We start from the raw sequence: 11,987 nt of genomic DNA on the forward strand, positions 1-11,987 counted from the left end.
ACCTGGAGACGGTTGTCACCTACGAGGGGACCCACGACATTCACACCCTGATCCTCGGGCGGGACATCACAGGCTTCTCCGCCTTCGGCGACGAGTAGCGGACGTGACCTGGACGCTCAGGGACGGGTGAAGCGTCTGCTAATCGGTCATACGTCGGGGCGCCCTGCCTCGCTCAGGCCTCCTCGCCTCGACAGGCCTGGCTCGCTCGGACGCCTCCGCTGGCCCCCCCATCCCCCCGGAGGCGGGGGGTAGTCCTCGCCGCCCAACCGCACCCACGCCTTCGGCGCGGGTGCCGGGCGGCTCGGAGCGCTCCGGCATCCTGCGCTTCGCCGCCCGCTACGGCTCGTCGGAGTCGCTCAGGCGGGCATCCCGGCGCGCGGCTCGCGTGGCTCATCGCGCTGGCGCTTTGCGGACGGCGACCTTGACGAGGTCGGCGCCGCTCCCCGTCGCATCGGTCAGGGCCAGGTCCATGGCCGCCACCTGGTTCAGGCTGGGCATCCCGAGATCCCGGGCGACCGGTGTAGCCCAGTGGCCGAACTGCTGGAGGGCGACCGCGACATCGGGCCTCACCCCTTCCCTCAGGATCGCGCGCCCCTCTGTCCGCCCGGTGGGAGACTCGATCTCGACGAGATCGCCGTCCCGGATCCCGAGCGCGGCGGCCGTCTTCCGGTTGAGCAGCACGCCGAAGTGGCCCTGGACGTGGCGCGCGACCTCGGCCAGCACCGGCAGGGAAACATTCGCGCCCCACGAGTACTGCATGCTCCGGCTCGTGAGGAGCCAGAGCGGAAACTCCTCCGGCCGACGGCCGCGCGCGCGCGCCAGGCCGCCCCAGATACCCGGGAAGTCCTTCCAGCCGGGCAGCGCCTGGTACTCATCGAGCTGAACGTCCCACCAGCCGATTCCACGCTCGTGGAGACGGCGCCTCAGCTCCTCTCCCATTCGCTTGATCCGCTCCTGGTAAGGAAGCTCGTAGCGGAGCCCCTGGGCGAACATCGTGGGGTGGAGGTAGTAGTTCGTCGTCGGGAACGGGATGAAGAAGGCGCCGTGGGCCATGAACCAGTCGAGACCCAGCTCGGCCTCGCCGCGGGTCAGCCCCCGCGTCGCAGCGCGACAGACGCGATCCCAGATCTCCCGAGAGGCGGGCCGGGCTGAGGGGCCCAGGCTCATGTCGTACTCCGCCGTCTTCAGCGGCACGCCGGTCCCCGCCCCCCGGTTGAGCGCCTGGATGTAGGCCGGGAGGAGGCCGCAGCGCTCGGCGAGCTCGGTGGCGATGTCGGTGAGGTCGCGCGTGTCGAAGGGAGAGTCGACCACGGGCTGGCGGAGCGCGAACCCCGAGTGCTCCCAGTACTGCTCGATGTACTTGGTCCCGCCGACCCGGTAGAGCTGGAACGACTCCAGGTCCGTCGCTTCGGGCAGCAGGAGGTCGGCGTACCAGTTGGTCTCGTCCTGGGTGTAGGCGAACGCGGCGACGAACGGGAAGCGCTCGAGGGCCGCCTCGATACGGTCCGTCTCCCAGTTCGAGATCGCCGGGTTCGTCCGATAGACGATCCAGACCTCGGGGAGCGTCGTCGCGGGCCAGCCCTCGGGGGGCTGCTCCAGGAAGAGCCACGGCAGGTGGGCGGGGGACAGGGCGGGAGACCACGGCGAGTCGGCGGCCAGGGGGACCAGGGTCCGGTAGCCGCTCCTGATGTGGGGCCTCCCCTGCCAGTGCTCTTTATCCGTGGGGTTCAGCGGCTGGGCCATGAAGCCGTCGGGCCCGGGCTTCACAGAGTCGAGACGATTCTGGGCCGGACGGTTGAGGCGGACCGTCGTCCCCAGAATCCCACCGGGCACCTCGAGGGCGCCCACCAGCGCTGCCAGCACGGTCCGCGCCCAGCAGCACTCGTAGCCGCCCCAACCGTTGGTCACGCTCTTGCCAAGCAGGACGGCGACGGGGCGGTGGGGCAGAAGCGCCGGGCCGTCCCCACCCCCGACCGTCACGGTCGCCCCGACGTTGGCGTGGGCCAGGTACTCGCGCGCGAGCCTGCGGATCGTCGCCGCCGGGACATCGGAGATCCCCGCCGCCCACTCGGGCGTGTAGGGCGCCACGTGCTCGCGGAGAAGGTCGAAGGCCGGCCTCACCCACTCCGCCACGCTCCACCGCTCGCCGTCGGCGCCGACCTCGACACCGGCTGCGAGGTAACGCCCCTCGATCGCAGGCCGGAGCGCGGGATCGTCGAAGGGAACGGCGCCCCGGCGTGCCAGGTCCCAGCAGAGTGGTTTCAGCGACTTCGGGTCACGGAGGTAGTAGCCGCGGGGCCCGACGAGATAGGGGGAGCTGGTCATGGTCTGGAGAAAGCGGAGATCGCAGCTCCGGCGCCAGTCGCTCTCGTGGAGGACGACGTGGAGGAGCGCGAAGAGGACCGCCGCATCGGTCTTGGGCCGGATCGGGACCCACTCCACGGCCCCCGCGCCGGTCACCGAGAGGTGGGGCTCCATCTGGATCCACTTGAGCCCCCGGGCGCGCGCCTCGGCATGGCGGAAGACGCCGGTGACGCCGCCCGAGGCGTCGCCGTTGTAGCCGAAGGAGAGGACGTAGTCGCAGCGCGGGATGTCGGCGGCGACGGTGAAGGCCCGGTGCCAGAACTCGCCGTAGAGGTGCTCGGAGTGGTAGCACTTGACCCCCTGACCGCTCCCGATCCCCTGGTCCACGGGCCCCCAGGCGGCGAGGAACGCGGCGAAGGTGCCGAGGTAAGCCGGCGCGATTCCGCCCGAGCCGAAGGTCGCGGCCAGGCGCGGGTACCCCGCCTCGTCGAGAAGGCCGCGCGCCCGGATCGCCTTGAGCTTCTCGGCCAGGAGGTCGAGGGCCTCGTCCCAGGAGATCTCCTCCCACCGCGGGTCCTCGTGGCGGCTCTTCCGCGGGTTGGTCCGCCTCATCGGCGCCTTGATCCGGTTCGGATTGTAGAGCTTCTGGATCAGGGCGTAGGCCCGGACGCAGACCTTGCCGCACGCCGGGTGGATGTCGGCGAAGTCCTGGTTGGGCTCGACCCCCACGGCCACGCCGTCCTTGACGACGACCTTGAGGAGGTCGGGGCCCGCCACGCACTGGTAGCAGTAGACCGGGACCCGCCTCGGCGCCGCTCGATCTTCAGCCTCGACCACCCGAGCCTCCGTCACGCGGCCGCGGCGGCGGCGCGCAGCTTCTCCACCCTCGCGAGACCCAGGAGGGCTGCCCCCAGCGCGCCCACCAGCTCGGGGTCGGACGGGACGTTGACGGTGATCCCGACCGTCTCCTCCAGCGCCCTGACCATCCCCGCCTGCCTGGCCACCCCGCCGATGAAGGTGAGCTCCGGCTCCAGCCCGACGCGCTTCAGGAGGGCGAGGGCCCGATTGGCCAGGGAGAGGTGGATGCCGCGCAGGATGTTCTCCACGCTCACCCCCGCCGTCATGTGGTTGATGATCTCGGACTCGGCGAGGACGGCGCACACGCTGGAGATCGGCTGCGGAGAGTCGGCCTCCAGCGAGAGCCCGCCGACCTCCTCGAGCCCGACCTCGAGGTAGCGCGCCGCGCGCTCGATGAAGCCACCGGCGCCCGCCGCGCACTTGTCGTTGGTGCGGAACTCCTTGACCTTGCCTCCGTCGCGGACCCGGATGGCGCGCGTGGACTGGCAGCCGATGTCGAGCACACAGCTGGTCCCGGGATAGAGGAAGGCCGCCCCGCGCGCGCCGCAGGTGATGTCCGTGATCTGGATGTCGCGGGAGGGCACGTTGTAGCGGCCGAAGCCGGTCGTCGCGGTGTACGCCAGGTCGCCCTCGGCGAGCCCTGCCTCGGCGAGGGCCAGGGCCAGCGCCTCGCCCGCGACCCGCGGAAAATCTGGCCGGGTCCGCGCGCTCCCCTTCCCGAGGATCCGCCGGGTGTCGTCGAGGACGACGGCCTTGGTCGTCCGGGAGCCGACGTCGATCCCCGCCACGGCGAGCATCTCCCTCACCTCCCCGCCACCGGGAGCATGCGCGTCACCTCCCAGCGGCGGCGGGGACCTGCGACGCCGCCCGCTCCAGGGCCCAGAGCGCCGCCCCGAGGGCTCCCATGAAGTGGGACTCGGGGCTCACGTTGAGCGAGAGCCCGAGCTTCTCCTCCAGGGCGCGGAGCATCCCGATGTTCCGCGTGACCCCGCCCGTGAACGTGACCTCGGGCTCGATCCCCACCCGTCGCACCAGCGCCACCGTCCGCGCCGCGATCGCGCTGTGCACGCCCCCCAGGATGTCCTCCACCTTCTTCCCCTGGGCCAGGTAGGCCATGATGTCGGACTCGACGAAGACCGTGCAGACCGTGGAGAGGCGCACCGGATTCGTCGCGCGGAGGGAGATCTCGCCGATCTCGTCCAGCGTGAGACCGATGGCCTCGGCGGCGTTGGCCAGAAACCGTCCGGTCCCGGCGGCGCACTTGTCGTTCATGACGAAGTCCTTGACCTCCCCGCCGTCGCCCACGCGGATGCCCTTGGCATCCTGGCCGCCCATGTCGATCACGGTCCGCGTCCCGGGAAAGACGAACACCGCCCCCTTGGCGTGGCAGCTGATCTCGGTGATCTGCGCGTCGCCGAAGGTCACCTTGTAGCGCCCGTAGCCCGTCCCGACCACGTAGGCAACCTGGTCCCGCCGCAGCGCCGCGCTGGCGAGAAGCTCGTCGAAGGCCCGCTCGGCGGCCTTCGCGACATTGGCGCCGGTATCGATCAGGACCCGCCCCACGATCTCGCGCCGCTCGTTCAGGAGCATGGCCTTGGTCTGGGTCGAGCCCACGTCCACCCCTGCCGCGATGCGCATCGGACTCCTCCCTATGCCTTCACCAGCTTGCGGTGCTCGAGGGCCTCGAAGAAGGCGTCGATGCGGTTTCGCATCTGGGCTTCGGAGAAGTAGCGGGGATCCTCCAGGTCGGACTCGATGAGGAGGGTGGGTACGCCCAGCTCCTTCGAGAAGTACTCCCGCATGTCCCCCTGCCCGGCCGAGAAGAGGCGGCAGCTCTTCACCGAGTGGATGACGAGGGCGTCGGCGCCCCATTCCTCCACGTACTGCCGGATCTGCTGGTAGCGCTGGTGGAAGCTCCGGTTCGTCAGGTTGTACTCGAGCATGTGCTCGGCGATGGACTCCAGCGGCCGGTCCGGATCGTGCCTGAAGCCGAACTCCCAGAGCCCGCCCACCGTGGAGTAGGTGGATGCCACCGCGACAGCCCCCCACTTGGTGAAGAGATCGCGGAAGATCCTGAGATAGGGCCACGGCGGCGGCCCTTCCATGACGATCCTGAACCGCTCGTCCGGGAGCGGGCCGAGCCCCTGGCGGACCCGCTCGGCCAGCTCGCTGCGCGCCTCGCGGAAGAACGTGAGGCCGTCCTCGGTCCCCCGCAGACAGTAGAGGGGCCCCATCAGCGTCACCGCGTCGAAGTAGGCGTCGAAGGGGGACGGCACGAACTTCGTGAGGGACTTGATCTCGGCCCAGAGGTCCCCCGTCTCCTTCGACCACTGGAGGATCTGCCGCAGCTTGGCCTGGTCGAGCGGCTTGCCCGTGATCCGCTCGCAGAGGGCGATCAGCTCCTCGAGCTGTCCCACCACGTACCGGACATCGTCCGGCCGGGCGCGCCCCGATGGCCCGCGGACCGTGGGGATGTCCAGGTTGAAGATCGGCGCGCCGGTGTACTCCGCCAGGTGCTCGAACCACTGGAGGTACACGCCGCACCCGACGTAGTTGCAGAGGATCAGCTCGGGCCGGGGAATGGTGGCGAAGGGCGCCTTGAGGCCGGAGAAGAAGAGACCGATGTCGGCCTTGACGTAGGCGCAGTTGTCTATGGAGTAGCCGAGCTCCTCGGCCTTCTGGATCAGGGGGAGGGACTGCCGCCGCACCCCGAGCTGGAGCGCGTTCACCTCGGGGTAGACCGGAAGCATGTCGAACGCGCGGACGAGCTCCACGGGATTGCCGCTGATGAGCATCCACGCCGCGTGCCCCTGGCCCGTCTCCGCGCCCCGCGTCAGCTCGGCGTAGTACCGGCCCATCAGCTCCTTCTGGAACTCGTGCATTCGCCCCTGGTAGCGCACGGTGGACATCCCGTCCTCCTCAGTCGAAGAGCATCGACTCGACGAACGTTTCCACCTCGGTCCGGACCTTATCGAAGATCCACATCTTCTCCTCGAACTCGAGGAAGACATGAGGGATCCCCGCCTCGTCCAGCGCCTTCCGGTAGAGCGCGTAGTCGAAGAGGGCCGGCTCGCAAAACTTGGCCGCCAGCACGACGACGGCGTGGGCCCGCCCCCCCCGGGCCTTGTCCAGGAGCGGCTGCGCTTTGGTGCGCCGGAGGTCGTGCTTGACGCTCGAATGCACACTCCCGTCGATGTAGCTCCGCGCCAGGGCCCGGAGCGGATCGCCGTCGATCGGCACGTCGCGGAGGAACCAGCGCACGCCCAGGAGGAGGTCGTCGTCCAGGATGTCGCACCCCGCCTCCTCGATGGACTGGAGCAGCTCCAGGGGCGGCTGCTCACAGAACGACCCCTCGATCACGACCCGGATCCGGTCTTTGGGCTTCACGTCTCGGCCGGACAGCCCGTCGAGGGCCTCGTCAAGCAGCGCGGCGTGCTCCTCGGGCGGCATGAGGATCCCCGCTCGCACGAGCAGGTAGCTCTCGGTGGCCGACAGGAGCTGAGGCGATTCGCGGCGGATCTCGTAGAGCCGGCGGATCCTGGCCCGGCTCGCGTTGTACGCCGCCAGGCTTCGCCGGAGGTCCTCATCCCCGACGCGACGCCCGGTGAGGTCGGTCAGCCGGTCGAGGATCCGGCGGTACTCGGCCACCAGGTAGTCCTCCGCCAGGGGCGAGGTCAGGTTCTGGGGGAAGTGGACGAACTCCACCCAGAGCTCGGGGAAGTTGCGCCGCACGACGCTCGCGAGGTTCTTGGCCGGGTCGCAGATCGAGTGGAAGACCATGCCGTCCAGCGCCTTGAGACGGCCCGTGAGACCGAGCTCGAGCGTGCTCTTCACGATCGAGCAGACGAAAGACTGAAAGCGGGAGTCCGCATGGGCGATCTCGATCTGGTTGCCTCCGCCCATGACCCCGACCGGGAGGATGCCCCCCGCGTGGGCCAGCTCGAGTGGGCTGTAGACTGGAAACCAGCCGACGACCTTGCCCTCAGGGTTGGCGAGCCGCCAGGGCTCGAGCGCACGGTCGAGCGGGGCGTCGACCAGGGCCCGGGCGCGTTCGATCGTGCCCTCAACCGACATGCGCCGCCTCCGCGTCTCGGCGTCGGGCGCCCGGCGCGCCGGCGGGCTCGTCGCCGTGGGCGGTTCCGAGAAATCCGTGCAGGAAGAGGTTCTTGACGACCTCGACGAGCCCGGGATGGTTGGCCGGGGTCGCCATGAAGGGACGGGTCGCGATGCCGTTGAGCATTCCGAGGAGCAGGTTCGTGGCGTCGAGGAGACCGTCATCGGTGCGGCCGTGGGGATCGAGCGCGCGCAAGATCTCCAGCCCGCGCAGGAGGTACGCGTGCCGCTTGTCGGCTGCGGCGGCCCGGTGGGGCTCGGCGAGGGCCTCGATGTCGCGGTTGATCACCTTGAGCGCCGCCCCTTGGTGGAACGCGAACTCCAGGTGGGTGCGGATCAGCGCCCAGAGCTTCGCCTCCGGCGTCACCGCGTCGGCCAGCGCGGCGTCGAGCTTGGCGAGAAGGGCGTCGAGGGAACGGTCGATCACCAGGAAGAGAAGCTCGTCCTTCCCCCGGACGTAGTGGTAGAGGCCGGCGAGCGACAGATCGGCAGCCTGCGCGATTTCCCGGATCGAGGCTTGATGGTAGCCACGGCGGGCGAACGTCTCGAGCGCCGCGTGGAGGATCGTCGGATACCGGTCTTCGATCGCCACCGAATCCCTCGCCGAACAGAGAGCCGTATTAGTGTCAGGCTAGCTGTTCGGCAGCGAGGTAACAATCCGTCAGCAACCTCATTTTCATGAGCCAAACGTCTCATTTCGCCAAACAGAAATCGGAGTGAAACAGTCGGAAATTTTAAAACTACTTAAAACTACTTCTTGACTTGCTGCAGGACGTCAACTATAGAGGGGTATGAGCGCTCTCGTTCTTCCTGAACTGTTCCGCAAGTCGTCAGGGCCTCACGCTTTCCGATCCGCTCGACCAGCTCGTATGGAAGCTCCGAAGTGCGACTGACGCGAGAGTGTGACTACGCGTTCGTGGTTCTCGTCTTTCTGGCGGCTCAGCCGAGCGCTCGACCGATCTCCTGCGACGAGCTGGCCAGCCTGCTCACTATCCCGTTCGATTTCCTCGCCAAGATTCTTCAAAAGCTCTCCAGGGCGGGGCTCGTCGGATCCAAGCAAGGGCCTCACGGCGGGTACCACCTCGTGCGACACCCGTCCGAGATCTCATTTACCGATGTGTTTCGCGCGATCGATGACCCGGTTCGCCTCGTAGAGTGTGCGGAGCTCGAGAGCTGCCGCTGTCCCCGCCTCTCGGTCTGCGCCATCATCGAGACGATGCGGATGCTCCATCAGAAGATCATGGTCGGATTTGATGAGGTGACGGTCGCGGACCTCATCCCCGCGTCCCGGGGGGAGCTCGCTGCGGTCCACGCGAGAGCAGTCCCGCATCCCGCATCCTCGCCCGACCTAGAGAGCTAAAGGCCCGGGAGATCTTCTCGATGACGTGCCCCATGTCGGCGGTTACCCGGTCATTGATCAGCGCGAGGAGAGTCAGAGGTTTACGATGGTCCTGATGCGAATCGTGGAACTTGCCTGTGGCGCTGACCAGCACAGAGCCATCGTCGTGCTGGAAGACATGGAGCGCCACATCAAGCTCGCCTTCTCGACCGATCCGCATGAGGCCCATCGCCTCGCCCGGGAGATGGGGCACGCTCGGTGCAGCTGTAACCCTGTCTACGACTTTATGCAGTCCCTTCTGGGGGCATTTCGGGCCACGATCAGCCACGTCGTGCTGGACGATATGGGGAGCAAAGGGATCGGCGCTCTCGTCTGTTTGCGCCAAGGTGACGTGGGGCTGACGCTTTCCTGTTACCCCCCGGATGCGCTCGCCCTGGCGCTGAGGACGAAAGTTCCCATCTACGCGACCGAGGCAGTCCTCGCGCGTGCGGAGGCGCGATCAGCCCCGGGAACCCTTCCAGCTGGACCCGCGGAAGTCACGGGGTGGCTTGAGCAGGTGAAACCCGATGACTTCTGATCCCAAGTACCACGCGCGAGATTGAAAATGGTGCGCTAGGGCAAGCCCCTTAGGGGGTGATCGGCCTACCCCGGCGTTCCTCTCCCGACCCGCGCTGTTTTCTTCTTTTATCTCAGCCTACCTTCCCGAGCCGGGGCCAGCAGGTTGATCTTGTACTCGGCCGTGAGAACTGAGGCGTCGGGTGGGAACAAACTCAGCGCGGCGAAGCCGCACGCGCTGTCCACGATCATGCTCATGTCCGCAGCTCCCTTTCCGGAGGAGCGCGCAGCGCGAGCGCTGGCCGGGCAGGGCCGAAGCCCGAAGGCTTCCCCTCTCTCACAGGAGCCCGTTGCGGTTCGCGTGGGCGACGGCCTCGAGCCGGCTGTGCACGCCCAGCTTGCCGAAGATGTTCTGGACGTGGTTCCGCACCGTCGCCGGGCTGACATGAAGCCGTTCGGCGATCGCCTTCGTGTCCGCCCCCGCCGTGAGCAACCGCAGCACCTCCAGCTCCCGCCGGGTGAGCTCGACCGGCGTCCCGTTCCCGTTCGACGCCTCCCGCTTGCTCTGGGTCAGGCGCTCCCGGACCAGGGCCTCGATCTCGCGGGAGGCGGTCACGTCACGGAAGAGATGGACGGTGGTCGAGAGGTCGCGGCGGGCGCCTGGGACGACCACGATGCTGATGTCGAGCCACACAGCGGTTCCTGCCTTGGTCCGGGTGGCCATGTCGAAGTGCTGGATGAGTTCGCCCTGCCCGATGAGCGTCATGACGTGGCAGCCCCGGTAGCAGAGGCGATTGCCGGCAGCATCCCGGCCAAGGAAGACCTCGCAGCACGGCCTGCCGATCACCTCCCTGGCCGCGTACCCGAGGATCTTCTCCGCGGCCTGGTTCCACAGCACGATCCTGCCGTCGGCGCCGACCGCGAAGACCCCGTCGGCCGTGTTGGTGAGGAACCTGTCCAGGTCCATACGCCACCTCCCGGCACGCGTGTTCGGGCACCCGGGCTCATCCCGGGATGCCAAACCTTGCTCTGAGGCAAACGGACTAGCAAACGCGATGCCCGGCGGGCTCATCGCGGTCGTCTTTCGTTTTCAGGGGCTTAGCGTGCGCCTCCCAGGATCCAGGCTGGGGCGGGGACACCCCAACTGGGGTGCAATCGCCTCACCGCCCCGCCAAACGGACCGGAGGCGCAAGGGGGGCCAGGTCACAGTCTGGCGGTGAGGCCTTCGAGGAGCAGGCCGAGCCCGACCGCGACGAACAGGACCGTGGCTCTCAGGAACGTCATCCGCCCGCGGGGCCGAGGCCCTCTGCTCCTCCTCGGCTCGCGGGCTCGTAGGGGCAGAGAGGATCCTCTCCCAGCGGGTTGCCGCTGGCCGCGTAGGCGCGCGCCCGCGAGCCGCCGCAGATCGCCCGGAACTCGCAGCGCCCGCACCGGCCCACAAAGGTGTCCGTCCGACGGAGGTCCTGGAAGAGCGGCGCCTCCCGGTAGATCGTCACCGGACTCGCCGCCCGCACGGTCCCCGCCACCAGCGGGAGAAATCCTGACGGCTGGACGTCGCCGGTGTGGGAGACGAACATGATCCCGTTGCCATCGCGGAGGCCGAACCCGCGCGGGACGGCGCGGCGGCGGCCGTCCGTACCCGGAGCCCGCAGCCGCCGGAGCGCCACGCGGCGGTAGTGGGGAGCCTCCGTCGTCGTGATCGCAAAGGGAGACTCCGCCGCCACGTCCCAGAGCCAGTGGAGCAGCTCCTCGCAGCGCGCCGGGGTGACCTCTCCGAGCACCTGTCCCCGGCCGACGGGAATCAGGAAGAAGAGGCTCCAGCGGGCCGCGCCGATGACGCGTACGAGGCTGTGGACCTCGGGGAGGTCGTCCAGGGTTTCGGCTGTGACCAGCGTGTTGATCTGGAGGGGAATTCCCGCCGCCACCGTGTCGAGCGCGGCCTCCATCGTCCGGATGAAGCATCCTCGCACCTGGCGGATACCGTCGTGGATCTTGGCGGTGGAGCCGTCCAGGCTGAGGGACATGGCTTCGATGCCCAGCCGCTTGAGCCGGGCGACCACCGGGCGCGTGAGCGCCGGAGTCGCGCTCGGAGCGAGGGAGAGGTGAAGCCCGAGGCCGAGCCCGTGCTCGATCAGCTCCCAGAGGTCGCCGCGCTTGAGCGGATCCCCGCCGGTCAGGACCACGTGGGGCGACGGGCGGCCGAATTCCGTGAGCGCCTCCAGTAGCCGCCGGCCCTCCGCGATGCCGAGCTCCCGAGGATCCCGCCAGGGGATCGCCTCGGCCCGGCAGTGGCGACAGGCCAGGTCGCAGGCCCGCGTCAGCTCCCAGTAGACCCGCTGCGGGGCCTGGGGGAAGACGTAGCGGGAGCTCACGCGCTCCTCACCCCGTCACACGAGCTCTTCCTCGGGCTCGCGCTTGCCGATGCCCACGTAGTCCCGCCCGGGCAGGCCGAGGTAGAGCTGGCGGGGCCGGGCGATCTTCTGCTCGGGGTCGGCCAGCATCTCGAGCCACTGGGCGAGCCACCCGGAGGTGCGCGGGATGGCGAAGAGGACCGGGAACATCTCCACGGGGAAGCCCATGGCCTGGTAGATCAGGCCGGAGTAGAAGTCCACGTTGGGGTAGAGCTTGCGCGTGACGAAGTAGTCGTCCTCGAGCGCGATCCGCTCCAGCTCCAGCGCGATCGGGAGGAGCGGGTTGGGCTTCGTCACCGCGAAGACCTCGTCGGCCAGCCGCTTGACGAGCTTCGCCCGGGGATCGTAGTTCTTGTAGACCCGGTGGCCGAAGCCCATCAGCTTCGCCTCGCCGGCCTTGACCCTCC

General features: G+C 68.7%; 12 protein-coding genes. 2 read left to right on the forward strand and 10 right to left on the reverse strand.

Annotation, left to right across the window (positions count from 1 at the left end; translation table 11 throughout):
• Positions 1-390: 390 nt before the first annotated feature.
• From HY726_08360 to HY726_08385, 6 genes are read right to left on the reverse strand one after another with little or no spacing between them, the layout of a single operon-like run.
• Entirely contained in the window at positions 391-3,141 is a 2,751-nt protein-coding gene (locus tag HY726_08360) for a molybdopterin-dependent oxidoreductase (GenBank protein MBI4609006.1), read from the reverse strand.
• Positions 3,142-3,152: 11 nt separating this feature from the next.
• Positions 3,153-3,959, reverse strand: a complete 807-nt coding sequence (locus HY726_08365; protein ID MBI4609007.1) for a 2-hydroxyglutaryl-CoA dehydratase — start codon at positions 3,957-3,959, stop codon at positions 3,153-3,155.
• Positions 3,960-3,993: 34 nt separating this feature from the next.
• The gene (locus HY726_08370) at positions 3,994-4,800 is read right to left on the reverse strand and encodes a 2-hydroxyglutaryl-CoA dehydratase (protein MBI4609008.1); all 807 of its coding nucleotides are present in this window, start codon (positions 4,798-4,800) and stop codon (positions 3,994-3,996) included.
• An 11-nt stretch (positions 4,801-4,811) separates the two neighbouring features.
• Positions 4,812-6,071, reverse strand: a complete 1,260-nt coding sequence (locus HY726_08375; GenBank protein ID MBI4609009.1) for a 2-hydroxyacyl-CoA dehydratase — start codon at positions 6,069-6,071, stop codon at positions 4,812-4,814.
• A 10-nt stretch (positions 6,072-6,081) separates the two neighbouring features.
• Positions 6,082-7,236: a 2-hydroxyacyl-CoA dehydratase gene (locus HY726_08380; GenBank protein MBI4609010.1), complete on the reverse strand. Its 1,155-nt coding sequence runs from the start codon at positions 7,234-7,236 to the stop codon at positions 6,082-6,084.
• Positions 7,226-7,867 (reverse strand): TetR/AcrR family transcriptional regulator, encoded by a 642-nt coding sequence (locus HY726_08385; GenBank protein MBI4609011.1) that lies wholly within the window; start codon positions 7,865-7,867, stop codon positions 7,226-7,228. The genes HY726_08380 and HY726_08385 overlap by 11 nt, the downstream gene beginning before the upstream one ends.
• A gap of 291 nt (positions 7,868-8,158) precedes the next feature.
• On the opposite strand from HY726_08385, the gene HY726_08390 reads away from it, so the two are divergent.
• Both HY726_08390 and HY726_08395 read left to right on the forward strand, forming a co-directional pair.
• Positions 8,159-8,635 (forward strand): Rrf2 family transcriptional regulator, encoded by a 477-nt coding sequence (locus tag HY726_08390; GenBank protein ID MBI4609012.1) that lies wholly within the window; start codon positions 8,159-8,161, stop codon positions 8,633-8,635.
• A gap of 85 nt (positions 8,636-8,720) precedes the next feature.
• A complete protein-coding gene (locus tag HY726_08395; protein ID MBI4609013.1) occupies positions 8,721-9,191 on the forward strand; it encodes a bifunctional nuclease family protein in 471 nt (156 codons plus the stop codon).
• Between the two features lie 107 nt (positions 9,192-9,298).
• On the opposite strand, the gene HY726_08400 is transcribed toward HY726_08395, so the two are convergent.
• The 4 genes from HY726_08400 to HY726_08415 form a co-directional block, all read right to left on the reverse strand.
• Positions 9,299-9,427 carry a PaaI family thioesterase gene (locus tag HY726_08400; GenBank protein MBI4609014.1) on the reverse strand — a complete coding sequence of 43 codons (129 nt, stop codon included), beginning with the start codon at positions 9,425-9,427 and terminating at the stop codon, positions 9,299-9,301.
• A 79-nt stretch (positions 9,428-9,506) separates the two neighbouring features.
• Entirely contained in the window at positions 9,507-9,863 is a 357-nt protein-coding gene (locus HY726_08405) for a response regulator transcription factor (protein MBI4609015.1), read from the reverse strand.
• Between the two features lie 586 nt (positions 9,864-10,449).
• Positions 10,450-11,541, reverse strand: a complete 1,092-nt coding sequence (locus HY726_08410; GenBank protein MBI4609016.1) for a radical SAM protein — start codon at positions 11,539-11,541, stop codon at positions 10,450-10,452.
• A 15-nt stretch (positions 11,542-11,556) separates the two neighbouring features.
• Positions 11,557-11,987 (reverse strand): citrate (Si)-synthase (locus HY726_08415; GenBank protein ID MBI4609017.1); only part of this gene is annotated, 431 nt, incomplete at its 5' end.

The organism is Candidatus Rokuibacteriota bacterium (assembly GCA_016209385.1).
Taxonomy (GTDB): domain Bacteria; phylum Methylomirabilota; class Methylomirabilia; order Rokubacteriales; family CSP1-6; genus JACQWB01.